The organism is Erysipelothrix sp. P66, assembly GCF_038682365.1.
Lineage (GTDB): Bacteria > Bacillota_I > Bacilli_A > Erysipelotrichales > Erysipelotrichaceae > Erysipelothrix > Erysipelothrix piscisicarius.
In genome coordinates, this window is record NZ_CP152290.1 from 1,716,534 (window position 1) to 1,741,634 (window position 25,101).

Here is a 25,101-nt window from a genome sequence, read left to right on the forward strand (position 1 = left end):
GAACCCCAAATCTTGAACAAAGATGAGGAGGTTCGGTTTTTATATGTCAAAGTTAACAAGAGAAGAGAAAATAGAAATATATACGTTAAGAAAGAACGGAAAAACAATTCCATCACTTTCAAAATCCTATGGTATTAGAGCGAGTGTTATCAATCACCTAGTGCGTCTTATTGATACTCATGGTATTGAGATTTTAAGAAAGGATAGAAACCGTTATTATTCTCCTGAATTCAAACTCGAGGTAATCAACCGTGTCTTGATCCACCACGAATCGATGTCGGCAACTGCTGTAGAAATTGGGCTGAGTTCTGTAGGAATACTTTATAATTGGATACAAGCCTATAAGAAAAACGGTTATAATGTCATTGAGAAGAAACGAGGAAGACCTTCCATGACAAAACAGAAAACAAACGATAAAGATAATTTAACTACTGAAGAAGAGATCAAAGAACTCAAGAAAAAACTTCAATACGTTGAAGCAGAGAATGAATATCTAAAAAAATTGAATGCCGTAGTGAAACAAAGGGTGGAGCGAGAAAAGAAGACAAAGTAAAGGCAGTCTCCTCACTACGACAGAAGTATCCCTTACAGCTCTTACTTGAAATCGCTGGTTTATCGCGATCAACTTACTATTTTTATGTTTCAAAAGTTGATACAGATTTTAAGAATGATGAATTAATGAATTTAATTATTGAAATCTACTACGAAAATAGAGAACTATATGGGTATAGAAGAATAGCCTTGGAGCTTAAGAATCGTGGTCATGTAGTGAATCAAAAGAAAGTGCTGCGCTTAATGGGGAAACTAGGAATACACTCGTTGATACGCAAGAAACGGAAATATTCATCGTATAAGGGAACGGTAGGTTCTGTAGCAGAAAACCATATAAAGCGGGACTTCGAATCGCTCATCCCTAATGAAAAGTGGTTCACTGACGTGACTGAATTTAGAGTCGGTGACAAGAAGTTATATCTTTCTCCAATTCTAGATGCATGTGGACGATACATTATTTCGTACAATGTTTCTACAAGTCCTAATTTAGATCAAATCAAAGACATGCTTGAAAAAGCATTTCGACAAAACACATTCGTTAAAGATCTGATATTTCATTCTGACCAAGGGTGGCAATATCAACATGCATTTTTTGTAGAAACTCTCAAAGAAAAAGACATAATTCAAAGTATGTCAAGAAAAGGGAATAGCATTGATAATGGGTTAATGGAAAGTTTCTTTGGCATAATGAAATCAGAAATGTATTACGGTTTAGAAAAGACGTACAAAAGCATTAAAGAATTAACAATAGCAATCGAAGAATATATCGACTATTATAATAACAAAAGAATTAAGAGCAAACTAAAAGGACTGACTCCTGCACAGTACAGAAATCAATCCTTTAGTTTAACTCTTAATTAAACCGTCCAAGATATTGGGGGCAGTTCAGACATCTACGGTTTCTTTTTTTATAATTTCACGATTGTACGTCCCATCATTTTTCCTTCAAGAATATCTTCAAGTGCTTGAGGAACATCTTCTAAGGTTATCTCACGATCACAAAGGACATGAATATTACGCGGTTTATAATCAGTCGCAATCAGTCCCCATAAGACATCTTTTAGATTATTATTAACTGAGTCAATCCCAATGACTTGAATTCCGCGTAAGATAAAGGGAAATACAGTCGTTTCAAATTTTGCACCGGCAGTATTACCACTTAACAAATAAACACCTTCATAATTCAGATGTGGTAGCAAATACGAACTGTACTTTCCACCAATTGGGTCAATGACTGCGGTCCACATCATCTTTCCAAGGGGTTTTAGAGGTTCTTCCGTTAATTCATCGGGATGCATTACTTCTTTTACATTCATATTTTTAAAATAATCTTGAGCAGTATCCTTCTTGCGACTTACCGCTGTTACCGGATAACCGAGACGGTCTAAAATTGCGCAAGCCACTGAACCAACACCACCACTTGCTCCTAAAACCAATACAGGTTCGCGCTTCATTGGATTTGTCTGTTGCATCATACGATAAACTGAAAGGGCAGCAGTATACCCTGCTGTTCCGATAATTGCAGCCGTTTTTAAACTGAGTGATTCAGGAAGTAAGGTCACCTCTGACGCAGGGACCGAAGCATATTCCGCAAACCCTCCAGTTCGATATTTTAGAATATCATGGCTTGTGACAATGACCTCATCACCAATATGAAATTTCTCAACATTTGATTCCACGACGGTTCCTGTAAAATCAATACCCACAACCGTGGGATATTCACCTACAACGCGTGTTTTGGGTCTCATCGCAAGGCCATCTTTATAATTAACACTGGCGTAAGAGACCTTAATTAAAACATCATGATTTAGATCATCCGTATTGAGTATTTTCACCTCCGGTATGACTTTATCCTGATTGGTATTTAAAACGAGCGCTTTATATTCCATAAGACCTCCTAAAAGTGTTGCTATTGATATAATAGCATAAATATGGCCATTTTCGAATTTCGCACAAAAAAAGATGGGTAAACCCATCTCTTTTATCCTTTGTTGTTACGACGACTTTGATCGTTTGAACGTCTTCCGCCATCACGACGTCCACCATCACGGCGACCTCCGTCACGACGTCCACCATCACGGCGACGATCATTTCCACCGCCACGACGTGAGTCACGTCCTCCGCGTCCGCTACGTCCACCACGTGGTGTTGGTTGTGCAAATTCATCAATCATTGTAACGTTCACGTCTTTATTATTAATTTTTGTTTCTGATAATTTATTAATAATATCTTGTGCAAATTCACGGGGAACTTCCACTGTACTTTCATTATCATCAATTTTAATACGTCCAATATCTTTTCCGCGAATTCCACTTGCAGTTGCGATTGCACTTACAAGGTGAGCTGCAGAGATACCATCACGATCTCCAACGGATAGTCCAATACGTGATATTTCACCTTTATTCTTAACATCTTTTTGTTTTGAAACTTTGATTGCTTCTAAGTTTGATTCACTAATCATCTTATTAATGAAAGCAATAATAATTTCTTCTTGTGTGAAGTTCTCTTTACGAAGACCTTCATAAGCGATATTAAAGAGTTTTCCTTGTTCATGATCATTCCATTTACGGATTTCACGAGCAAGTTGATCTACCATTAAGTCATTTAATTGTTCTTTAGTTGGTAGAGGTGTTTCAACGATTGTTGAATTTGATAAACGTTCGATTTGCTTAATTGCATAACGTTGTCTACGTGATACTAAAGTGATCGCAAGACCTTCTTTACCAGCACGACCTGTACGTCCAATACGGTGTACATAATATTCTAATTCTTGAGGTATATCGTAGTTTATCACTACATCCATACTGTCAACATCGATTCCACGTGCCGCAACATCGGTTGCAATTAACACAGAAACCATACCTTTTTTAAAACGGCCCATTACCATTGAACGCATTTCTTGTTTCATGTCACCATGTAACCCTAAAGCAGGGAATCCCGCTTTGTTTAATTGCGTTGTAAGTTCATCAACCATTTTTTTGGTATTACAGAATATCATTGTTCCACTTGTTTTATGCAATTGTAATAATTGAATTGTTAAATCAACTTTATCTCTTGATTCAACAGTGTAATAGATTTGTTTAATACGAGAAACAGTTAGATTGTTACGAGATAGTGTGATTCTTTCTGGTTCAACCAAAAATTTCTCGCTTAATTTAACGATTTCCTTAGGCATTGTTGCTGAGAAGAATGCGAATTGGCGTTCTTCAGGAAGGAATGAAAAGATTTCTTCAATATCCTCAATAAATCCCATATTTAGCATTTCATCAGCTTCATCCAAGACAATATGACGGCAATCATCTAAACGGATTGTCTTACGTCGAATATGATCCATTAAACGACCTGGTGTCGCAACTACAATGTCTGCTCCACGTTTAAGGTCTCTAATTTGTTTATCAATAGGGCTACCTCCGTATACACATGCGATGTTAACGCCTTGTTTATACTTCGAGAAACTTCTCATTTCTTCAGCCACTTGCATACATAACTCACGTGTAGGACATAGGATTAACGAATTTGTTCGTTTCTTATCTCCAGGTTGAGTCAAACTTAGCATTGGTAACCCAAACGCCGCAGTTTTACCTGTACCTGTTTGAGATTGAGCTAATAAGTCATGATTACCAAGCAACATTGGAATTGCTTGTGATTGTATATCTGTTGGCTCTTCGTAACCTTTTTCGATTACGGCTCTTACGATTTCTTCTTCTAATTCTAGTTCTTTAAATGTCATTAATTTTCCTACTTCTTTCAACACACCGTGATAGTATACCATTATCATCAACAAAAGTCATGGATTTACATCGATATCTCGTAATCATTTACAAGATACCGTTTACATTATATGTGTGATTATAAATACACAACGTTTATCATTAACGTTAAACTTTCACCGTTTACACAATTTAATAAAAACCTCTTGATGACGTATCATCAAGAGGTTTATGTTTAAAAATTAAGTTTAAGCATTACAGGACAATGATCACTTCCAAGAACTTGATCGAGAATATCTGCATCTTCAATGGCATTTCTTAATCGTTCAGAAACAACGAAATAATCGATTCTCCAACCCGCATTGCGACTGCGTGCATTAAAGCGATAACTCCACCAAGAATAACGATCGACTTCATTAGGATGCAATTCACGGAACGAATCAATAAATCCTGCATCGAGAAGATTGGTGAACTGTTCCCGCTCTTGATCGCTAAATCCCGGGTTCTTTCGATTCGCTGATGGATTTTTTAAGTCAATCTCTTTATGGGCAACATTTAAATCCCCACATAAAACCACCGGTTTTGACTCATCCAACATCTTTAAATATTCTCTAAAATCATTTTCCCATTGCATACGATAATCAATGCGTTTCAACTCGGGTTGTGAATTGGGTGTATAAACACAAACTAGAAAAAAGTTATCATACTCACATGTGATGACACGTCCTTCAGTATTATGTTCATCTTCTTGAATTCCGTAGGTAACGTTAATCGGTTTAATACGCGTATAAACCGCGGTGCCAGAATATCCTTTTTTTTCTGCATAATTATAGTATGCGTAATAGCCTTCCGGATCGTAATCCAATTGACCCGCTTGCATTTTTGTTTCTTGAAGACAAAGGACATCTGTGTCCATCGCTTCAAAAATTCCTTCAAAATCTTTTTTCATAACGGCACGTAAACCATTAACATTCCACGAAATTAGTTTCATCATATCCTCCAAAGTTCACTAAACGGTATAAATTCTATTTTATTGCAATACTCTTTCGCTTTTTGACGATGTAATTTAATATCGCCTTGGTTTGTGTTCAGTAAGGTGTCCTTATCCATCATATATTGCACATAGAGCATTTTTTTCAGTAAATACCATGAAGCAATGGTTTGGTGAATGCGATCTGCTCGTCCTTGCGGATCATCACGAAGGCTTTGGTTGATATATTGAATATTTTCTTGACCTTTGGTAATCGCACTTTCAATGAGATGTTCCGTGTCACGATAATGACGGCGATCTTGTTCGCGTTGAAGTGATGCGATCGTTGGACGATCACTTGGTAATAGCTTCAACAACTCCAAGATGATCTCAGTTTCTTCAATTGGTAATACCAATACATTATGACGGTAAGCGCCTAAAATTCCTCCTTGTTCTGTTAAGCAATAGTAAATACCTTTCGCTTCAAGGTAATTACGATCAACAAGGATCAAAGCAAACTCTCGTTCATGCCCTTCACTATACAAAATTAAAGGCGCTTTAATATAACCTTTCGGAATTTTATGGACATCTTTATAGCGAATAATTTTATTCGCTACTAAATCTTTATTTATATGTATACGGACGTTTTCCAAAACACGTACGGAATCATCCATTTCTAAAACGTTTTCAAGTAATTCTTTATATTGAGCTTGATCACAATTTAGATAATCCTCGAGAAAACCATTAAATGTACAATCATGGCCCCCCTGGCGCTTATCTTTGATCTCACTCATAGCATAAACTAACCCCATAGTTTCCCCCTTTGTTTACTTCTATATCATGACATATTTATGGAAATTTTAAAAGACCCATACACTTCCACTCAATATCCCTTATAATTGATATTAAAGGGGGCTTTTTATGCACAAAATCATTGTTAGTAATCGAATCTTTCATGAAGATTTGAAGCACATCTTATTATCTGAACAAGAACATTATCTCGGGGTGGCGATCCGGGATTTTAAACTTGCGTTTTTTGAATCGGATACCCATCGTCGTTCTGTGGAAATCTCTGTGTTTAATCAACTGCAAACCTGTGATTGCCCACGTCTTCAAGAAGTCTTAAAATATCCCAAGACGATGCATGTTCTCATAGACTTACTCCAAGAATTATATTTGTACGGTTTAACACTTGATGCATGTCCTCGTAATACACCCTTACAAGAAGAAATATTTCAATGTTTATCTTTGATTGATCCTTTTCTTGAAAAGCCCGTTGTCAAAGATGGTGTTGATTATGAGGCGGTAGCCTATGGGTTATCCCATGTGGAGTATACGTTTTTAGCGCGTCATAACATTCCGTTTATTAAACCCCAATCACAATCTCTTGAATCATTAGCATTTAAAGTTGCATTAAATCCCCGTAGTGAACTCGAAGCGGTCATTCAAGATATCATTCGTAATGGTTATCAGTCTGCAACCATCGCGGTTGCCAACCCAACAACAATGGAACCTCTAATAGAATCGATTTTTGAACGTTATGGTTATCCATTAAAATTACAAGACCGTCGTTTTGAACTGATGAAATCTCAATATCGAGCTTTGCTTGATTTTGCTTTTGACTCTAATATTCATCAATTAATTAAAGCGATTGAGTCCGGAGCTTTTGGCTTAAAACGTCGTGAAGATCTTGTAACTTATCTCAACCATTTTGAATTTGATCTTAGTGATGTCTTTGGCGTCTATGATTTATGTGAGGAAACAGAATCCTATCCGGATTTGTTTGCCCTTCAAAATCGAATTCAGGAAGATGTTGTGCTTTTACAAGCCACCCTTGCTTCGATAATGAATTTAGATTTTAAGGAAACGTTGATTGCCTGTTATAACGTCATCAAAAGTCATACACGCGGTGATTTAACCCCACTTTGTTCTTTACTTGAAAATCACTTAGGAGAATATCAGGAAGAAACCTATTTATTATTGTTGGAACATCTTGATGCACTTCAAATGCATCAACAGGTTAATGCCCCACTACGGATTGTTGATTATGGTTCATTGCCTTTAATCCCGCAAGACCACTTATACGTCGTGAATTTATCCGCTAAGAATTTTCCTTCAATTCGTTCACGGACTGGAATTATCGATGAGGCATACTTAAGCTCTATTAAAGGTTATCCACGATTAGATGAACGCACAAAATTTACACTTAACATGCAAAATCATATCTTTGACCACAATGCAAACATGACGTTGTCGTATAGTTCCGCTACCTATGAAGGAAAAGGCCAAGAAGTTTCCTACCCTGTTGAACAATTTGCTCACGCTAATGGGGTTGCGCTTGAGTCTTGGATTTTGACGCAAAATACCCATCGAAAAACGGTTAAGCATCGTCTAAGCCCTCATCTTGCAGAAAAGCTCTATTTAGAAGAAGGGAAATTAGTCGGTTCGATATCAGCATTTCAAATGTTTGTAAATAACCCTTATCAATTCTTTATGGAACGTGGATTAAAGATAAGAGAACCTGAAATTCTTAAATTTGATGCCCGAATTATCGGTACTGTTAATCATGCCGTGATGGAATATTACCACGATTGCAAAGATCTTGATCCTTGGACGGATGTACGGAAGGTATTTCCCATGACTCAACCACGTTATCGTATGATTTATGATCGAAATCAAGACTTAATGAAACAAAATCTTGATTTTATTGACGCCTCAATGGCAGATACAACCTTCCAAGTTGTATCCAAAGAACGTTGGTTCCGTGAAGAAACAATGTTTAAAGGAATCATACTTCGCGGTATTATTGACCGTATTGATGAAAACGATCATTATGTACAAATTGTCGACTATAAAAGTTCTCAATTAGCAATGACCGCTGAAAGCGTTAAGGCTGGTACACAATTGCAATTACTTACTTATGCAATGATTGCGGAAAAAGTGTTCCAAAAAAAATGCCTTGCAGTATACTATTTTGGATTTAAAAATCCATACCTAACCGTTCCATCACTCGAGTATAAAGTTGCGAAAGGCGTTGTTTCAAAAGACGTTGATTTTGAGGCGGAATGGCTAAAATCGAAACGGTATCGCGGTTGGTTATTTGAACAACCACTTGACTCGTATGATTCCGCAATCTACTTTGGTGGATTACGAGAATCTAAAGATGGGGTGGTTACAACCTGGACTAAACCCTATGACATGAACAAAATCAAACCACTCCTTACTCAAGTTTACCAAACCATCTATTCGGATATCTTAAATGGCGTGTTGGATCCCGAGGATTCAAGTATTGAAATCGATAAAGATTTAGATTTAAAGAAGGAAGAGGAGGAAACGAAATATGACAACCTTTAATCCCCAGCAACAACAAGCCATCGAAGCATTGAATCAAAATGTAATTGTTTCTGCATCAGCTGGTGCTGGAAAAACTACCGTTTTGATTGCGCGTTTGATGAAGCGTATTATTAAAGATAATGTTCGAATTGATGAGGTGTGTGCGATGACCTTTACCGAAGCTGCCGCATCTGAAATGAAAACACGACTTCTTGCCGCGCTCAATGATGAGTATCGAAACAATGCATCCGACTTTATCGCTGAACAAATATCTTTGGTTGAGACTGCACAAATTTCGACAATCCATTCTTTCTGTCTCACCATCATTAAAAACTACGGTTATATCATCGGCGTCAACCCCTCCCGGGCTGACAACATTCTGGATGATGCACAAACGAAACTCTTACAACGTCAAGCAATGCGAGAAACCTTTGATATGTGGCTGCAAAATGACTACGAAAACCTTAAATATCTGTTAGATATCTTTTCTTCTAATCCACTTGACTATGCATCCTTAGAAACTGCAATTTACGATAATGCTACGTGGTTGATAAGTAAAAAAGATCCAGATTATGCAGTTCAAGCTGTTAAATCGCTTTATAGCGCTACCACATTTAACGATTTCCCTCAGGAATTCCAACAAATCTTTTTTAACTTTTACCAACAACAAGTTCATGAAATCATAAAAGATGTACAGGCAATTATTGCGATTTCTGATGAATCCTATGACCCAAATGACAAAAAAGGGAAAAAATACTTCGAGCAAAGTACCATGTTGCTTCAAGTTCTTGAAGGCCTTGGTAATCTCAAAACGTTAATTGATCAAAACGACATTCGCTTTTACGACCAAATTCCAACTGCTTGCAACTTCAAAGTTATCGCAGACACCAAAAATGATGTTTACACCGAACAACGAAAACGCATTGAGAAAACTGTTAATCGAATTTTTCAAAACTACATGCCTTTGAATGAGCATTTCCAATTATTAAATAATCAATTGGAAACCGTATCACTTTTAATTCAGATGACACAAGATTACTTGAATACCTTTTCATCCCTTAAAGAAGAAGAAAACTGCTTAGATTTCAATGATTTTGAATCGATGGCGTTGCAAATTTTGAATGAAAATAACGGTGAAATATCTGAATTGGTAAAACATAAATATAAAGAAATTATGGTTGACGAATTTCAAGATACCAATGAATATCAAGATGAGATCATTACTAAAATATCAACAGGGAATAATATTTTTAGAGTTGGTGACATCAAACAATCCATTTATCGATTCCGAGGGGCCAAGCCAAATATCATGCAGAACTTAATGCTTGACGACTCGACTCAAAATCTATATTTAAGTTTTAACTATCGTTCAAAAAAAGATATTGTTGAATACAACAACTTTGTGTTTGATAAACTCATGAACTTAACATTTGGAATTACCTATGATGAGCACGACCATGTAAATGTGGGGATTCCCTCTCAAAGTGAAGATACACATCCCGTAGAAATTCATATCATTGAAAAACTCGATAATCGTTTTAAGAAAACATCTGATCAACTTCGTGCACAGCATATTGCACAAGAGATTATTAACTATCATAATCAAGGTTATCGCTTTAAAGATATGGTAATTTTAGTTCGATCACACGCAAGTAAGGGTTATCTTAAAGAAGCATTTGAGGAATACAATATTCCTCATTATATTGATGATCAAAGTGGTTTCTATAAGTCCGAGATTATTGCTTCTGTTGTCGCATTATTAAATTACGCAACAACATTCCATGATTTTTATCTTGTTCCTGTGCTCACATCACCGTTTTATAACTATTCCGATGATCAAATCGCATCGCTTAAACTTATGGATGCACCAAGTATTCGTAAAGCACTGGAAATAGAAAATCCCGAACTCTACATGTCCCTTGAGACCATGGTTTTATCGTGGCGATCTAAAGATCTTATCTCAATTATTCAAGAAATTATTCAACTCAATGATGTCTATAATAAAACGCTATCCTTACAGGATAAAACAAATCTGGACTTCCTCCTTGAAAAAGCAATTCAATACCAAGCATCTTCAGTTCCGACTTTACAGGGATTTGTACGCTTTGTTGCGGAGTTTAAGGACGATACCAGTAGCGAAGCTTCACCACTGAATAAAGATGAAGATATTGTAACTGCAATGACCATCCATCAATCCAAAGGATTACAATTTCCAATTGTATTCTTGTGGGGTATGGGACGTCATGCTGTGCGTGACCACAGTGATATTTTGCTTAATGACGATGCCTTTGGGATTGGATTGAATCATGTTGAATTACCGATGCGCTTTGTTTCTCGCAATTTAATTCGAACTGTTATGGAAATAAAACAAGATAATGAAGAGATTGAAGAAAACCTTCGTCTGCTCTATGTTGCACTCACAAGACCTCAGAAACACCTTATTCTTGTTGATGTAGTCAAGGAATATCAACCCGCTTCTTTAGATTACCAATTACTTAGAAATCATAAGCGAAAAGTTGATTTATTACTTGCTGCAAGTCCTCACAACACCATTTTACGTGTTATTGACGGAATGGAACTCACAGAAAACAGTCTTAATCCGATTAGCGAAGATGAAGGAGCCACAGTTTTCACTGAGAAACTGACCCTATCTTTTGATCAAGAGGAGCCGATAACTCCTAAAAACCGTGATTTAAATTTCGATAAGTCCTTTGAGTTTGCTACCGGATTTGGGTCTACCCTGCACGAAGCCATTGAAAAACTTCCGCACCGGATTTGGACCGATGCAGATCTTAAAGATTTCGAACCAAAATTCAAACGGAGACTTCAAGCATATAACGAGCATCCATTTACTCAAAAGCTCTATAGATATCCACACATCTATCATGAAATGCCTTACTTAATTGAAGGGGATGCGGGTGTTATTGATTTTTATGTGTACAATGAAACCGAACTAATTCTTGTGGACTTTAAAAGTGATCATGCTTCTTTAGATATCATTGTAGAACGTTATGAAGATCAGATTAAAGCATATAAAAAAGCCCTCGGTATAATCTACCCAGAGCTTTTAATTAAAACATATATCTACAGTTTCCATTTAAATCATTACATACCTTGTTTGGATTCATAAATTAAATCCATCATATGCTTGATATTACCTTGACCCGCAAAGCGTGTGTCATCCGAGAAATCCTCTGTTATGGGCATCCATAATAGTGGATTTTTTTCTGGAACGAGAACGACTTCTCGGTTGAGGTAACCGTAAAATACTTGCAACTCGATACCGTCTTCAAAATATTGTGTAAAAAACAACGGTTTGATTTCGATATCATTTACGGTTATTCCACTTTCCTCGAAAAGTTCTCGATAGGCACCCTCGATATCGGATTCTCCTGGATTCTTTTTTCCACCAACAAAGTTATAGAGTCCCTTATAAGGATTCTTTTGTCGATGACACATCAAAACGTTTTCGGCCTTTCGGTCGAAAACGATAATGAGATTAACTTTAAGAAATGTTTGACTAGTCATTGAATAAATCAAAGAGTGTACTTACAGGAGTATGTAATTGAATCGCTTCAATTGCTTTCGCAAGCATATATCCAACAGAAATCTCTTTAATTTTTGGCTCTTGACGTGCTTCTTCTTTTAAAGAAATTGTATTTGTAATCAATAGTTCTTTAATGTCAGAATTTGAAATGCGTTCAATTGCTGGTCCTGAAAGAATACCATGTGTACATGCACAATAAACTTCTTTAGCACCTTTTTCATATAACATGTTGATTCCACCCATGAGTGATCCAGCGGTATCAACCATATCATCAATAACAACGGCAATTTTACCATCAACATCACCAATTAAGTTCATTGCTTCCGCAACGTTTGGTTTTGTACGACGTTTATCGATAATTGCGATTGTTGAGTTTGGAATTGTGTCTGAAAGACGACGCGCACGAGTTGCTCCACCGTGGTCTGGGGATACAACAACAACTTCATCTTGGAAGTTTTTATTTCTATAGTATTGACCAATCATTGCGACTGCAGTGAGGTCATCTGTAGGAATATCAAAGAATCCTTGAATTTGTGGTGCGTGCAAGTCTATTGTCACAACGCGGTCTGCTCCGGCTGTTTGTAATAGATTTGCCATCAATTTTGAAGTAATTGGTTGACGTGCACGAGCCTTACGATCTTGGCGTGCATATCCATAATATGGCATTACAATCGTAATTTCTTCTGCAGATGCACGCTTACATGCGTCAATCGCAATAAGAACTTCCATATATGTCTCACTTACTGGTGAACTTGTAGATTGGATAATGTAAACATGTTTTCCACGTACAGAAACAAGTGGTTCGATTAAGATTTCGCCGTCTGCAAAATGACGTACATCAATCTTACCGCGCTCTAAATCTAAATGCTCACAAATCTCATCTGCTAGTTCTACGTTCGACGATAACGCAAAAATAACTGTATTGTCTTTCATTTCTTCTCTCATAGTCTTTTATTTACCCTCTTTATTCTTGTATTTCGCACCATATCCAGGTTTGTTTTCCTGACGAGGCCGTGCAATAGCCATCTCCCCATCAGCAACATCGCCATTAACGGTCGATCCTGCCGCCACCACTGCATTTTCCCCTATAGTAATTGGCGCGATTAGGTTCGCATTGCTTCCGATAAATGCGCCATCGCGTACTTCAGTTTGATATTTCTTCTTGCCGTCATAATTTACGGTTACAACGCCACAGCCAATATTAACTTTATTTCCAATTATTGCGTCACCTAAATATGTCAAGTGTGCACAGTTTGAATATTCTCCAAATCGAGTGTTCTTAAACTCAACATAGTTTCCAACTCGAGCATGAGAACCCACAACGGAATTCATTCTAAGGTGTGATGACGGTCCCAATGTTACAAAATCTTTAACTTCACTGTTTATAATGCGAGAAGCATCAATTGTGGAATTTTCACCAACAATTGCATTTTCAAGCCAACAGTTAGGTAAGAGCGTAGTTCCTGTCCCAATAGTCGTATCACCATAAATATGATTATTAGGATAGATCGTTACATCTTCCGCAATTTGAACATCCGTTCCGATGTACGTTGATTGTGGATCCATAATGGTTACTCCATTCGCAAGATGCTTCGCATTGACGCGTGCCTGTAACCACTTATTAGAGATATTAAGTTGCATTCGATCATTTACACCTAAAAATTCTTGGTGATCTGATACACGTAAAGACTGAATCGAATGACCATTCTTCTTCAAAATCTCTACAAGTCGAATGAGATTAATTTCTTCAGTAACTTCTTCGTCACGAATCTCTGGTAAATATTTAAAAAGTAACTCATTGTTTACACAATAGATACCTAGACTGATTTCTGTAATTGACACTTCGGATTCTGTCAAATTACGGTAATCGATAATCCGATCAATGTGTCCTTGGTTATCGCGTACAATACGACGATAAGTCCCAGGATTTTGTAATTGTGCAGAGATAACCGTTAAATCATGCCCCTCATGCTGTTCATAGATATGATTTAGCGTCTCTGGCTGAATTAATGCACAGTCTCCAAACACTAAGAGTGTCGAACCTTCTTTTCCATGAAGTTGCTGTGCTTGCAATACAGCATCTCCAGTTCCAATTTGTTCACTTTGGAATGCATATTCAACACGATCACCCAAGTAAGATTCTACCTGCTCATTTTGGTGTCCTGTAACAACTACAATTTTATCGGTATTAACCGCTTCAAGATGATCAACTAAATGACCAATCATAGGCTTATGAAGTATTTCATGCATAACCTTGTTTCGATTTGATTTCATTCGGGTACCTTTACCCGCAGCTAAAACAATTGCATATTTCATTGTGACCGCCTCCGCAACCATTTTAACACATTTCAAACTGTTTCATTCGGTAAAACCGTCATATTTCATAAAAGTAAATGTAAAGTATGGGTGATATGTCCCTAAACATGTGTTTTTAAATCAACTTTCAAGAAATAATCATAAAAAAAAGAGTTCTTTGTGAAAACAAGAACTCAGATTAATCTTCTGTTTTTAAAATCTTTCCATATTTTATAAAGGGATAATCTAAAACGAGCGCCTCATATGCCTCCATGACTTTTTCCTTTTGATTGGATAGACCATAAATGGATGTTCCGCTACCGCTCATACAAACGCCTTCAAGCCCTTGTTTTTCAAGGATTCGCACAACTTTTTTAAGCCGTGTATTGCGTTTAATAACAGGGTGTTGAAAATCATTATGTGTATTCGCAACTAAAGCCTTATAATCATTGGCATGAATTGCCTCGAGACAACGATTAAACATCTTTAAGTCTGTAAAGTCTTTAAAACGTTTTAAAAACGACTTTGTGCTCACTCCAAAGCTGGGTTTAATGAGTAGGTAATAGAGATCCATATCTAAATCTAAAGGGGTTAAGATATCGCCAATTCCCTCCACAACCATGGGTTGATTAAAAAGACAGTAGGGCGTATCTTCATCGATTTGACGTGCAATATCAATCAACGCTTGATTTGTAAGGTTTAATTGATACATCTCATCAATCATTCGTATGACACAAGCGGCATCAGCACTACCGCCACCAAGACCTGCTTGTGCAGGTATGTTTTTAACGATTCGCACTTTAAAATTATCTTCGAGATTAAATTGACGTTTCATAATCATGAGTGCTTTAAAAACAGTATTTCGTTTATCATTCGGTAAATATGTTTTATCCGTTTCGATGTGCATGGTGTCATGCTTCTCAAGATAAACCATATCAAAAAGATCAATAGGGACGATAATGTTCTTGAAGTGAAGCATGTTATCGACCCTTTTTTCTGCGTGCAAATAGAGTGTTATCTTTGCATACGCTTTTTTACGCATATAAAGCTCCATAAAGACGGAGATAGTCCTCAAACGTTAAGTAATCCGCACGAATGTTTGTTTCAAGCCCTAGCGACTCTAAAACACCCGCATAATCAACATCTTTATCAATCGTTTTTAAATTATTCACTAATGTCTTACGTCTAAACTGAAAACACTTCTTAACAAATTCAAAGAATATTTTCTCATCATACGGCATTGTTTGATGTTTCGGTGTGAGTTTAATGACAATACTTTCCACACCCGGTCTTGGATGGAACGATTCCTTAGACACTTTTAAAACCGTCTTTACATCAAAATAATATTGCATTTGAATCGAAAGAGAACTGTAATCTTTTGTTTGTGGACTTGCGCCAAGACGATCTGCAATCTCTTTTTGAACCATAATCGTCATTGCAACAATATCCAACTCCATCAATCTAAAAAGAATTGGGGTTGTGATGTAATACGGCAAATTCGCACAAACCGTAATGGGTTCTGTATACATACTTAAATCCGCTTTTAAAAAATCTTGATGAATGACCTTCACATTATCGTATTCCTCAAGTGATTCGTTTAAGATTTCAACCATGTGAGGATCAATTTCATAAGCAACGACGTGATCATATGTTTCCGCGAGTTGTTGCGTCAAAGCTCCTAAACCCGGACCAATCTCCAAAACAGTCCCACCCGCACCACTTTGTGATGCAATATTACGGACAACAGAAGGATCAATGATAAAATTTTGTCCAAAGTGTTTCTTTGCGCGTCGTTCATAGCGACGTAGTAATTCCATACTTACGGAATAGTTAGCGATTGTTTTCATAATTACTCTCTTTCAAAACCATTAGGCAGTCTGCTTTCGTAATATTAAGCATATTTAGATATTTCAGGCATGATTTCGCATTTGACTTAGGAAAACGAAATGCCTCCGACAACAAATCACGACGCAATGCACTATCACTTGCGCCACTGAGTCCCAAAGATTGGAATTCCTGAAGCGTTAAGGATTGATTGTTTAATGAAAAAGTAGAGCATGTACTTAATGCCTCAACGATATCATCACAGTCTGCATGTTCAATGCCTACTTTTTGTTTCTTTTTTGTTTGTAAGACATGAAGCGATGCATGCTTGCATGTTCCGACCGTCTCAATAATACGACGTCGAATCATTTCACCAGGCCCATCCGGATCGGTAAACACAATAATCCCGCGTTCTTCATTCAATCTTTTACATAATGCCAAGAAATCTGCTGACATGTGTGTGCCACTGGACATAATAACATCGGCATCAACACATTTAAGGATTTTTTCCTTGTCATGCTTTCCTTCTACAACAATTACTTCTTGTATCTTTAGTTTGTTCATGGGTCAATTATATCATGTTTTAAAAACAAAAAAAACCGAGTATACTCGGTCTTTGTGGATAGGACCTTTGGCTACTTAAGACCCTATCATAAGCTTTAACAGCCGTTACCCACACTTATAATTTCAACATGAGCATTCTGTACAGATCCTTGGGTTACACCCATATTGGTTTCTGTACCCACAAACAGGTCAATTTTTGACCCTTGAATGGCACCACCACGATCTAATACAATTGCGCGGAACGGTACATTGTACTCAATTCCTTTACCACTTACTGTGTGGTTTGATATCTCAACGATCGAGCACATTGGAATTGAGCTTGATGTTGCAATGATGTAATATCCGTTATATGTAATTCCTGGCAACCAAGAACCATCGCCTTGTTGCACTGCTGTAGTACTTACACGAACTCCGGCAGCTGTACCACCTTCGCCCGCACTGTTCATATTACAGCCATCACAGTCAACACCATATCGAGTAATACGGCTTGCTTCATAGTAAGCACCTGCTTGAGCTTTTTGACCCCCTTCGTAAAGCGTAGGGGTTGTTGGCTCGATAACAGCCGCTTCAGGAATTTCAACACGTGATAACAATTCGTCTTTTATGTTATATGTTTCTTTGTATTTTGTTGTTTTTGTACCACGTACACCATCTTGTGTCTTCGCATAGATCCAACTGGCTCCACCCGACACAACCTCAGAAGCTTCGCGTTCTTCAACACCAGGCTCTTCTAAATCTTCAATTTTTTCGCTTATTTTAAACCTATAAGGTTCATCGCTATTTTCAGCGATGTCATTTAGTACTGGATAGGTAATATCCACATTGGCATCCGCATTCACGGCACACCCACTAATGATTGTTACCATGACCACCATGTAGATAATCACTAAGTATTTCTTCATTAAAATGTCTCCTTTCAAAAAAGACTTGAGAAGAATAGCATAAGAATATTTGTTTGGCAAATAATTTTACGTTTCGCTTGTTTGTGAAGACATTGTGAAATTAAAAAACTCACTATCTAAGTGAGTTTCCGAGTTATCTTTTGAATTGTGGGAAATTATGTGATTATCCAAATATTTCTTGCATCTTGGTATTTTTCTTTAGTGGCTTAATTAAGAAAATACCCGGAACAAATGTGGCGATAAATTCGCCTAAAAATACCCATCCCATAGCCGGTAAGTACGGAACATTGAGAACATAACCCAACATTGCGCCAACGATAATTCCGTTCACAAGAGCTGGCCACACAAGAGCCAAATGATCATCTTTTGTAATACTCATTAAGAAACAGGTGATTGCCGTTGCCAATGTACCAAAAATGACATCCAGAATCCCCGCATCACTCACAAAATTCGCGAGTAAACAACCAATTATTAATCCATAAGCATGTTTTCGATTAAATAGAACTAAAATCAACATCACTTCTGAAATACGAACTTGCATAAAGCTATATGAAATCGGTTTTAGAAGCACGGTAACTGCGATATAAACTGCCGCAATTAATGCCTCTAAGGCTAAATCTTTTGTTTTCATATTATTACCTCTCTTCATTTCGTTTGTATTATATCATAAGTCTTTCAAATTAATTTTATAAATTGTGCATTTCACGTTTTATTGAATTTATATTTTTTGATCTAAAAGGTGCCAATTATTTCAATTTTTCTATCCTTATATATAGGGCAATATATTTTGTGTAAAAATCTTGCGCTTTTAGAAGGGAATACCCCCTGCTTTTTTTGAAAAAATATTTCACTATTTTAATGAAACGCTTCTTTTACTCATAACTTTTTTTTATTATAGAACGCGTATTGTAATTCAAACTTGATGCAGTTTATCGAAATATCTTTTGGATTAAGTTAAATTTTGTTTTTCGGTAAGGTGGATACATCACTGATAGTGGTATTGCACTTGATTTCATAATTGATTTGCAGTTTGAAAAAACTTCAAAACTCGAAAATCCATGATAGGTTCCTATGCCAGAATTTCCAATACCTCCAAAAGGCAGTGCATCATTCACAAGATGTAAAATTGTATCGTTGATGCAGCCACCACCAAATTGAATGCGATTTAAAATGGCGTCTTGTTCTTCAAAAGATTCAGTGAAGATATATAAGGATAATGGTTTGGGATTTTTTTCGATGATTGAGTACGCTTCTTCCAGTGTATCAAATGAAATAATGGGGAGAATCGGTCCAAAAATTTCAGACTCCATTGCGGGTCCCTCCGCATGGTTTAGGGATAGCAAGGTTGGTTCAATAAATGTTCCATCCGTCTTGCCACCAAATACAATATCTTGTTGATGGGCTTCAATTATCTTTTTAAGTCGTTCTGCGTGTTTTAAGTTCACGATCCTTCCATAATCTTCGTTATTTTGATAATCATCCCCATACATGGCTTTAATTGCTTTGATAAGTGCTTGTGTAAGGGCCGCTTCGTTCTTTTTTGAGACAAGGATATAATCCGGTGCAACACATGTTTGGCCATTGTTTAAAAATTTACCCCATGCAATTCGTTGAGCACTTAATGTAATATTTGCATTTTGGGTTACCACACAAGGACTTTTCCCTCCTAACTCTAAAATTACCGGTGTAAGATGTTCTGCAGCATGTTGCATCACGATTTTTCCAACCTGCGTGCTCCCGGTGAAGAAAATAAAGTCAAAGGGAAGTTTGAGTAATGCTTGATTCACCGTCACATCCCCTTCCACGACCGCAATATACTCTTCAGAAAAAAATTCTGATATCATAGTATGTATTACGCTTGAAATTTTGGGTGTCAGTTCGGATGTCTTGATGATCGCGGTATTTCCCGCTGCAATCGCTCCTACAAGGGGCACAAGAACGAGTTGTAAGGGATAATTAAAGGGCCCTATGATCAATGTATTTCCTAAAGGCTCATACATTTTATAGCTTTTTCGTCCCACTAAAACCATGGGTGTTTTAACCCTTTGAAGTTTCATCCATTGCCCAAGATTTTTTTGCGCATCGCGAATGGATCGATATACCACTGCAAGTTCGGTCGTATATACCTCCATTTCAGGTTTTGCTAAATCGATTTTAAATGCATCATAAATCTTGTTTTCATATGCCTTAAGTGCCGTTTCAAGTGTATTTAATGCATCTTTTCTAAATGCAATTGGTTTTGTATTTTGTAAATTAAAATATCGTTTTTGCTTTTCTAGTAGGTTCATAGAATCACACTCCTTATGTACATCATAAGTCACTCAATGTGAAATGTTAAATGAATTGGTTGACAAATATTACATTTTGGAACATAATAATGAAAAGCAATGAAAAGGAAAGTAAGTCCGTGAAAAGTTTTACAGAGAGTCTGTATTGGTGAGAGCAGATGAATGGAAGCGTACTGAAAATGGCCTTGGAGCTGTGTAGTTGAATTCGAAAGATTTAGGCTACGCCGGGAGCGCCCGTTAAAGCGATAGAGTTTGATAGAACTTGAAGAGGTTAATATCCGTGAGGTATTAATAAATTAAGGTGGTAACATGAGCACGCTCATCCTTTGGGATGGGCGTTTTTTATTTGTCAGGAGGAAGTCTATGAAAAAGAATATTGAATCTGCAGTACTCAAACGCATCGATCATTATAAAGAAATCGCATTGGATCTTCATGCACATCCGGAAATATGTAATGAAGAGGTCTATGCTTGCAACTGTTTAAGCACGCTCTGTACTCAAGAAGGGTTTAACGTCACGGTTGGGGTTGCCGGACATCCTACAGGATTTGATGCCCGTTATCAAGCAGAGAAAACCGGCCCAGTTATTGTCTTTCTTGCGGAGTATGACGCATTACCCGGTATTGGACATGCCTGTGGGCATAATCTCTTCGGTGTTACATCAATCCTTGCCGCAACTGCCCTTAAATCACTCATTGATGAGGTCGGTGGTGAAATTCGTATTTACGGTACACCTGGAGAAGAAGGCGGAACCAATGGAAGCGCCAAGGCAAGCTTTGTCCGAGATCATTACTTTGATGATGTGGATGCAGCACTTTGCGTCCATCCCGGTCACTTACACAGCCTCACGGTTGAAACCCTCGCAAATGACCCCGTAGATGTTGCGTTTTTTGGAAAACCCAGTCATGCGGCTGCAGCGCCTGAATTAGGAATTAATGCTCTTGAAGCGCTTATTCAAGTTTTCAATGCAAGTAACGCCATGCGTCAACACCTACCTAAAGATGTCATGATCCACGGTATTATTACCGATGGTGGTGTCGCGCCTAATATAGTTCCTGAATATGCGAAAGGACGCTTTTACCTCAGAGCAAATACCCGCTCCACACTTCGCGATGTTTATACTCGCTTTGAAAATATTGTAAAAGGGGCAGCGTTATCGACTGGATGTGAGTATGAATTTGGCTTATTCCAAAATGCTGTCGATGATACAATCATTACCCCTTCATTTGATAACCTCTACCTTAAACACCTTCAAGATTATGGTCATCATGTTGTAAGTCGCGATGGTTCCACATTTGGATCCAGTGACGTTGGGAACGTAAGCTATGTTGTCCCTACAATTCAGCCAACCATAAACATATCCGATACTTTTATCGCTGGTCACAGTCCTGAATTTAAAGCAGCAGCGTGTAGCCCTCAGGGACTTGAATCCATTCAACTTGGAGCACAACTGCTCGCACTGACAGCGCTTGATTTAATTTTAAGTCCTGATCTCTTACAGGCAATAAAAAACGAACACCAAGAAAGGATTTCGAATCAATCATGATTAAACTACAAAACATCAACAAAACATTCCAAACAAACGATCGAACGGTTCATGCACTTAAAAACGTCTCTCTTGAAGTTGGTAAAGGTGAAATCTTTGGCGTTATTGGATTTAGTGGTGCCGGCAAGAGTACGCTTGTACGTTGCATTAACTTACTTGAACACCCAACCTCTGGAGACGTCATTGTAAATGGTACGCTTCTTAATCCCAATCTGACAAAGGCGAATGCTAAAACAAGACATCTCCAAAACCAACAATTACGTAAGCAACGCAAAAAAATTGGTATGATCTTCCAACAATTTAATCTTATGCGATCGCGAACAGTGTTCCAAAACATTGCCTTTCCCCTTAAAGACCAAAAACTTTCAAAAGCAGTTTTAAATCAAAAAGTAACAGGCCTCCTAGAACTTGTAGGTCTCCAAGACAAAGCAAACGCATATCCCAGCCAGCTATCAGGTGGTCAAAAACAACGGGTAGGGATTGCCCGTGCGCTCGCTAATGACCCCGATATTCTACTCTGTGATGAAGCAACCAGCGCATTGGATCCACAAACGACAAAAACGATTTTAAAACTTTTAAAGAAAGTAAATAACACTTTAGGAATTACGATCGTAATTATTACTCATGAGATGGATGTTGTGAAAGATATTTGTGATCGTGTTGCGGTCATGGAAGATGGGGAAGTAAAAGAGGTTAATACGGTCAAGGATATCTTTGCGAATCCTTCTGCACAAATTACCAAAGATTTTGTGGATACAACTACAAATACGCTTGAAACCATTGAACTCTTTAAAACAAATCCAGAAATTTTAGATTTAAAAGCGGACCAAAGTCTTGTACGCATTGACTTTATTGGTTCAAATACACGTGAATCCGTGATTTCAGAGATATCACAGCAGTTCAATGTTAGTGCAAGCATCATACATGCCAATGTCGAAATCGTTCAAAATGAAATTGTGGGTACCATGCTCGTTATTTTATCTGGATACCGTAAATTGGAAGCATTAGAAAATCTACGAAGTCGCAACATTAATGTGGAGGTTATCGAAAATGATTAACAATCTTGTCCCAAATCTTATTCAGTATTGGCCTGAATTTATCGAAAGCATTAAACAAACCCTATACATGCTTACCAAAGCAGGAATCTATTCCATCCTTGCGGGTCTTTTCTTTGGTGTCATTCTTGTATTAACGCGCGAGGACGGTTTAAAACCCAATCGGTTGATCTATAGTGTTCTTGATACTTTTGTAAATATCTTTCGCTCGATTCCATTTGTAATCTTACTCACGGCACTGATTCCAATCACAAAAATTGTTTCTAACACCGCGATCGGTGTTGAAGGTACCATCTTTCCCCTAGTCGTCGGATGCACACCTTTCTTCGTTCGACAGGTCGATTTAAGTTTATCTGAAATCGACCGCGGTCTCATTGAAGCGGCACAATCCATGGGTCTTTCAACCTTACAAATTGTTATACGGGTTTATTTAAGGGAAAGCATCCCTTCTCTTGTTCGCTCTACAACCATCACACTCATCAGTCTTCTCGGACTTACAACACTGGGTGGTGTTGTTGGTGGAGGGGGATTAGGGGATTACGTCATCCGCTATGGTCATAATAAATATAATACTGACATTTCGATTGTAGCAGTTCTTGTAATTCTTATTTTTGTATCAGTAATTCAATCAGTCGGTAATTTCATTATAAAGAAAACATCACATTAAGGAGAAACTTATGAAAAAAATACTAATCTTATTTGTTACATTATTAACACTTGTTGGTTGTGGTTCCAAACCTAAATCAAATGTCGTACGTATCGGACTTCATGGTGGCGACCAAACAAAGAGTTGGAATTATGTTGTGGAGCAAGCCGCTCAGGAAGGTATCAACATCGAACTGGTTTATTTCTCAGACTATCCTCAACCCAATGCAGCTCTAAATTCTAAAGAAATTGATATGAATGCATTCCAACACCACATTTACTTAGAAGATGAGAGCCAACAAAATGGCTATGAACTCACAGCGGTTGCGGATACATTCTACTCACCACTTGGTCTTTACTCTCGTTCGATTAGCGACCTTTCAGAATTAAAAGAGGGTGATAAAATTGCCATTCCAAGTGATCGAACAAATGGGGCACGTGCATTACAATTACTTCAAACACACGGTCTCTTAAAATTAAACGATGCGAAACTTCCTGATAAAAAAGATATCATTGAAAATCCACATAATTTTGATATTTTTGAATTAGAAGCATCAAACCTTCCTGGAGCGCTCGCAGAAGTTCCCCTTGCAGCAATTAACTCTGGAATTGCGGTTGATGCAGGATTTACGCCGAATCGCGATGCTTTAAAACTAGAAACCCTAACCGAAGAGAATGCAAACTATGTAAACCTCATTGCAATTCGTACAGAAGATAAGGATCGCGATGATTTAAAACGTATTGTGGAACTGTATAAAACAGATGCTGTGAAGGCGTTAATTATTGAAGAAACAAGTGGTGCTTCAGTCCCTGTATTCTAAAGGGAAGTAAGTCTCAGATGCGCGTACTAATTAAGTTGATACCAAATCAAAAAAACATTTATATCTGATAGCACTACGATACCCAAGATTATGGATGCGTTCGACATGATTCCCATGAACGTATCCTTTTTTGTTTTGTTTTGCGCTTCATTTTTTTAGACACCAAAAAAACACCGATGACGTTTAACGAAATATTTACACAGTCGTGTTTTATTTAGTGTTAGCGTCATCGGTGTTTTTTGGTGGAATTCCTTTTTATCGCTTAAAGAGTTGCTTATAGTTTTGATGAATTTGTTTTCGAACTTCTTGTGGTGTCAAATCCTTCAGTTCCCCTATTTTCTCGCCAGTATAACGAACAAAAGCCGGCTCATTGCGTTTTCCACGTTTCGGTACTGGTGCCAAATAAGGCGAATCTGTTTCAGTTAAGATGCGATCTATTGGCGCGATATTTAAAACATCACGAACATTTTGACCGTTTTTAAAGGTGAGAATACCACCAACACCGATATAAAATCCCATATCAAAAAGATGTTGGGCATTCTCAACTGTATCACTGTAACAGTGTACAATTCCGGATGCTGCTGCAGGATGTGTTTTAAGAATAGCAATGACATCATCCATAGCATTTAGTTCCCCATTACGAACATGAATCGCAATAGGCTTACCCGACTCATTCGCAATCGAAATTTGTCTTTTAAAGATTTCTTTTTGTTCTTCTCTGTTTGAATCATCCCAATAATAATCCAAGCCAATCTCACCCACACAAACAACTTGGGGATGATTGATGTAGGTCATCATCTTTTCAAGTTCTTCTTCTTTTGAATCCTTCACATCACAAGGATGAATTCCAATCGCTAAATCAAACATCTCAGGATTTGTTTTTGTTTTTTCAAGTGCATCTTCAATTTCCTCTACCGATCCGCAGATAATGCATATTTTATCAATACCTTCGGCCTTCGCATTCATGACCAATGCTTCAAAAGATTCAACCAATCCTTTGGAGGCAATGTGGGCATGCGAATCAATCCAACCATATTCCATTTTCATACT

The 25,101-nt window shown here is 37.5% G+C and carries 21 protein-coding genes and 1 other annotated feature; of the genes, 7 read left to right on the forward strand and 14 right to left on the reverse strand.

The window, feature by feature from the left end; translation table 11 throughout:
* The first annotated feature begins 43 nt into the window (after positions 1-43).
* A protein-coding gene (locus tag AAG186_RS08515) for an IS3 family transposase (RefSeq protein WP_342621508.1) occupies positions 44-1,413 on the forward strand; the annotation gives its coding sequence in 2 pieces (ribosomal slippage) (positions 44-508 and positions 511-1,413; 1,368 coding nt in all).
* A 47-nt stretch (positions 1,414-1,460) separates the two neighbouring features.
* Here AAG186_RS08515 and AAG186_RS08520 read toward each other — a convergent pair.
* The 4 genes from AAG186_RS08520 to AAG186_RS08535 all read right to left on the reverse strand — a co-directional run bounded on the left by AAG186_RS08520 (position 1,461) and on the right by AAG186_RS08535 (position 6,044).
* On the reverse strand, positions 1,461-2,441 hold the full coding sequence (locus tag AAG186_RS08520) for an acryloyl-CoA reductase (protein ID WP_342621650.1): 981 nt from the start codon (positions 2,439-2,441) through the stop codon (positions 1,461-1,463).
* 92 nt (positions 2,442-2,533) lie between these two features.
* The gene (locus AAG186_RS08525; RefSeq protein ID WP_342621651.1) at positions 2,534-4,282 is read right to left on the reverse strand and encodes a DEAD/DEAH box helicase; all 1,749 of its coding nucleotides are present in this window, start codon (positions 4,280-4,282) and stop codon (positions 2,534-2,536) included.
* 215 nt (positions 4,283-4,497) lie between these two features.
* The gene (locus tag AAG186_RS08530; RefSeq protein ID WP_125163927.1) at positions 4,498-5,253 is read right to left on the reverse strand and encodes an exodeoxyribonuclease III; all 756 of its coding nucleotides are present in this window, start codon (positions 5,251-5,253) and stop codon (positions 4,498-4,500) included.
* Positions 5,253-6,044 (reverse strand): hypothetical protein, encoded by a 792-nt coding sequence (locus tag AAG186_RS08535; RefSeq protein ID WP_342621652.1) that lies wholly within the window; start codon positions 6,042-6,044, stop codon positions 5,253-5,255. Before AAG186_RS08535 ends, AAG186_RS08530 begins: the two co-directional genes overlap by 1 nt.
* 109 nt (positions 6,045-6,153) lie before the next feature.
* On the opposite strand from AAG186_RS08535, the gene AAG186_RS08540 reads away from it, so the two are divergent.
* Together AAG186_RS08540 and AAG186_RS08545 are read left to right on the forward strand one after the other, a co-directional pair.
* Positions 6,154-8,586 carry a PD-(D/E)XK nuclease family protein gene (locus AAG186_RS08540; protein ID WP_342621653.1) on the forward strand — a complete coding sequence of 811 codons (2,433 nt, stop codon included), beginning with the start codon at positions 6,154-6,156 and terminating at the stop codon, positions 8,584-8,586.
* Positions 8,573-11,695, forward strand: coding sequence for a UvrD-helicase domain-containing protein (locus AAG186_RS08545; protein WP_342621654.1), 3,123 nt, complete (start codon positions 8,573-8,575; stop codon positions 11,693-11,695). The genes AAG186_RS08540 and AAG186_RS08545 overlap by 14 nt, the downstream gene beginning before the upstream one ends.
* On the opposite strand, the gene AAG186_RS08550 is transcribed toward AAG186_RS08545, so the two are convergent.
* The 9 genes from AAG186_RS08550 to AAG186_RS08590 form a co-directional block, all read right to left on the reverse strand.
* Entirely contained in the window at positions 11,671-12,093 is a 423-nt protein-coding gene (locus tag AAG186_RS08550; protein ID WP_125163923.1) for an NUDIX domain-containing protein, read from the reverse strand. The two genes, AAG186_RS08545 and AAG186_RS08550, sit on opposite strands and share 25 nt — an antisense overlap.
* Positions 12,086-13,045, reverse strand: a complete 960-nt coding sequence (locus AAG186_RS08555; protein ID WP_228410448.1) for a ribose-phosphate pyrophosphokinase — start codon at positions 13,043-13,045, stop codon at positions 12,086-12,088. The genes AAG186_RS08550 and AAG186_RS08555 overlap by 8 nt, the downstream gene beginning before the upstream one ends.
* 18 nt (positions 13,046-13,063) lie before the next feature.
* On the reverse strand, positions 13,064-14,428 hold the full coding sequence (gene glmU / locus AAG186_RS08560; RefSeq protein WP_342621655.1) for a bifunctional UDP-N-acetylglucosamine diphosphorylase/glucosamine-1-phosphate N-acetyltransferase GlmU: 1,365 nt from the start codon (positions 14,426-14,428) through the stop codon (positions 13,064-13,066).
* A gap of 178 nt (positions 14,429-14,606) precedes the next feature.
* The gene (gene ispE / locus AAG186_RS08565; protein ID WP_125163920.1) at positions 14,607-15,449 is read right to left on the reverse strand and encodes a 4-(cytidine 5'-diphospho)-2-C-methyl-D-erythritol kinase; all 843 of its coding nucleotides are present in this window, start codon (positions 15,447-15,449) and stop codon (positions 14,607-14,609) included.
* Positions 15,442-16,254 carry a 16S rRNA (adenine(1518)-N(6)/adenine(1519)-N(6))-dimethyltransferase RsmA gene (gene rsmA, locus AAG186_RS08570; protein ID WP_200542892.1) on the reverse strand — a complete coding sequence of 271 codons (813 nt, stop codon included), beginning with the start codon at positions 16,252-16,254 and terminating at the stop codon, positions 15,442-15,444. Before rsmA ends, ispE begins: the two co-directional genes overlap by 8 nt.
* On the reverse strand, positions 16,238-16,795 hold the full coding sequence (gene rnmV, locus AAG186_RS08575; RefSeq protein WP_161636855.1) for a ribonuclease M5: 558 nt from the start codon (positions 16,793-16,795) through the stop codon (positions 16,238-16,240). The genes rsmA and rnmV overlap by 17 nt, the downstream gene beginning before the upstream one ends.
* A gap of 95 nt (positions 16,796-16,890) precedes the next feature.
* Entirely contained in the window at positions 16,891-17,697 is an 807-nt protein-coding gene (locus tag AAG186_RS08580) for a 3D domain-containing protein (protein WP_003774258.1), read from the reverse strand.
* 163 nt (positions 17,698-17,860) lie between these two features.
* Positions 17,861-18,328 carry a QueT transporter family protein gene (locus AAG186_RS08585; protein ID WP_125163916.1) on the reverse strand — a complete coding sequence of 156 codons (468 nt, stop codon included), beginning with the start codon at positions 18,326-18,328 and terminating at the stop codon, positions 17,861-17,863.
* 298 nt (positions 18,329-18,626) lie between these two features.
* Complete coding sequence (locus tag AAG186_RS08590; RefSeq protein WP_342621656.1) at positions 18,627-19,985, reverse strand: aldehyde dehydrogenase family protein; 1,359 nt, start codon at positions 19,983-19,985, stop codon at positions 18,627-18,629.
* Between the two features lie 90 nt (positions 19,986-20,075).
* Positions 20,076-20,315 (forward strand) — a binding site (T-box leader).
* Between the two features lie 33 nt (positions 20,316-20,348).
* Between AAG186_RS08590 and AAG186_RS08595 the strand changes: the two genes are divergently transcribed.
* Genes AAG186_RS08595 through AAG186_RS08610 form a run of 4 tightly spaced genes read left to right on the forward strand, consistent with a single transcriptional unit; the run spans position 20,349 to position 24,051 of the window.
* Positions 20,349-21,530, forward strand: coding sequence for a M20 family metallopeptidase (locus AAG186_RS08595; RefSeq protein ID WP_331836581.1), 1,182 nt, complete (start codon positions 20,349-20,351; stop codon positions 21,528-21,530).
* Positions 21,527-22,588 carry an ATP-binding cassette domain-containing protein gene (locus tag AAG186_RS08600; protein WP_200548966.1) on the forward strand — a complete coding sequence of 354 codons (1,062 nt, stop codon included), beginning with the start codon at positions 21,527-21,529 and terminating at the stop codon, positions 22,586-22,588. Before AAG186_RS08595 ends, AAG186_RS08600 begins: the two co-directional genes overlap by 4 nt.
* Positions 22,581-23,252 carry a methionine ABC transporter permease gene (locus AAG186_RS08605; RefSeq protein WP_161636860.1) on the forward strand — a complete coding sequence of 224 codons (672 nt, stop codon included), beginning with the start codon at positions 22,581-22,583 and terminating at the stop codon, positions 23,250-23,252. Before AAG186_RS08600 ends, AAG186_RS08605 begins: the two co-directional genes overlap by 8 nt.
* Positions 23,253-23,262: 10 nt before the next feature.
* Entirely contained in the window at positions 23,263-24,051 is a 789-nt protein-coding gene (locus AAG186_RS08610) for a MetQ/NlpA family ABC transporter substrate-binding protein (RefSeq protein ID WP_342621657.1), read from the forward strand.
* Between the two features lie 255 nt (positions 24,052-24,306).
* On the opposite strand, the gene AAG186_RS08615 is transcribed toward AAG186_RS08610, so the two are convergent.
* The gene (locus tag AAG186_RS08615; RefSeq protein WP_342621658.1) at positions 24,307-25,098 is read right to left on the reverse strand and encodes a TatD family hydrolase; all 792 of its coding nucleotides are present in this window, start codon (positions 25,096-25,098) and stop codon (positions 24,307-24,309) included.
* Positions 25,099-25,101: the final 3 nt, after the last annotated feature.

What these genes read in the sequence shown, in the direction of transcription:
- AAG186_RS08540 (WP_342621653.1), top strand. Translation starts at nt 6,154, where the DNA reads ATGCACAAAATCATTGTTAGTAATCGAATCTTTCATGAAGATTTGAAG.
- AAG186_RS08590 (WP_342621656.1), bottom strand. Translation starts at nt 19,985, where the DNA reads ATGAACCTACTAGAAAAGCAAAAACGATATTTTAATTTACAAAATACA.
- ispE (WP_125163920.1), bottom strand. Translation starts at nt 15,449, where the DNA reads ATGCGTAAAAAAGCGTATGCAAAGATAACACTCTATTTGCACGCAGAA.
- AAG186_RS08610 (WP_342621657.1), top strand. Translation starts at nt 23,263, where the DNA reads ATGAAAAAAATACTAATCTTATTTGTTACATTATTAACACTTGTTGGT.
- AAG186_RS08600 (WP_200548966.1), top strand. Translation starts at nt 21,527, where the DNA reads ATGATTAAACTACAAAACATCAACAAAACATTCCAAACAAACGATCGA.
- AAG186_RS08545 (WP_342621654.1), top strand. Translation starts at nt 8,573, where the DNA reads ATGACAACCTTTAATCCCCAGCAACAACAAGCCATCGAAGCATTGAAT.
- AAG186_RS08605 (WP_161636860.1), top strand. Translation starts at nt 22,581, where the DNA reads ATGATTAACAATCTTGTCCCAAATCTTATTCAGTATTGGCCTGAATTT.
- AAG186_RS08595 (WP_331836581.1), top strand. Translation starts at nt 20,349, where the DNA reads ATGAAAAAGAATATTGAATCTGCAGTACTCAAACGCATCGATCATTAT.
- AAG186_RS08580 (WP_003774258.1), bottom strand. Translation starts at nt 17,697, where the DNA reads ATGAAGAAATACTTAGTGATTATCTACATGGTGGTCATGGTAACAATC.
- AAG186_RS08550 (WP_125163923.1), bottom strand. Translation starts at nt 12,093, where the DNA reads ATGACTAGTCAAACATTTCTTAAAGTTAATCTCATTATCGTTTTCGAC.
- AAG186_RS08555 (WP_228410448.1), bottom strand. Translation starts at nt 13,045, where the DNA reads ATGAAAGACAATACAGTTATTTTTGCGTTATCGTCGAACGTAGAACTA.
- AAG186_RS08520 (WP_342621650.1), bottom strand. Translation starts at nt 2,441, where the DNA reads ATGGAATATAAAGCGCTCGTTTTAAATACCAATCAGGATAAAGTCATA.
- AAG186_RS08615 (WP_342621658.1), bottom strand. Translation starts at nt 25,098, where the DNA reads ATGAAAATGGAATATGGTTGGATTGATTCGCATGCCCACATTGCCTCC.
- AAG186_RS08585 (WP_125163916.1), bottom strand. Translation starts at nt 18,328, where the DNA reads ATGAAAACAAAAGATTTAGCCTTAGAGGCATTAATTGCGGCAGTTTAT.
- rsmA (WP_200542892.1), bottom strand. Translation starts at nt 16,254, where the DNA reads ATGAAAACAATCGCTAACTATTCCGTAAGTATGGAATTACTACGTCGC.
- AAG186_RS08530 (WP_125163927.1), bottom strand. Translation starts at nt 5,253, where the DNA reads ATGAAACTAATTTCGTGGAATGTTAATGGTTTACGTGCCGTTATGAAA.
- glmU (WP_342621655.1), bottom strand. Translation starts at nt 14,428, where the DNA reads ATGAAATATGCAATTGTTTTAGCTGCGGGTAAAGGTACCCGAATGAAA.
- AAG186_RS08535 (WP_342621652.1), bottom strand. Translation starts at nt 6,044, where the DNA reads ATGGGGTTAGTTTATGCTATGAGTGAGATCAAAGATAAGCGCCAGGGG.
- rnmV (WP_161636855.1), bottom strand. Translation starts at nt 16,795, where the DNA reads ATGAACAAACTAAAGATACAAGAAGTAATTGTTGTAGAAGGAAAGCAT.
- AAG186_RS08525 (WP_342621651.1), bottom strand. Translation starts at nt 4,282, where the DNA reads ATGACATTTAAAGAACTAGAATTAGAAGAAGAAATCGTAAGAGCCGTA.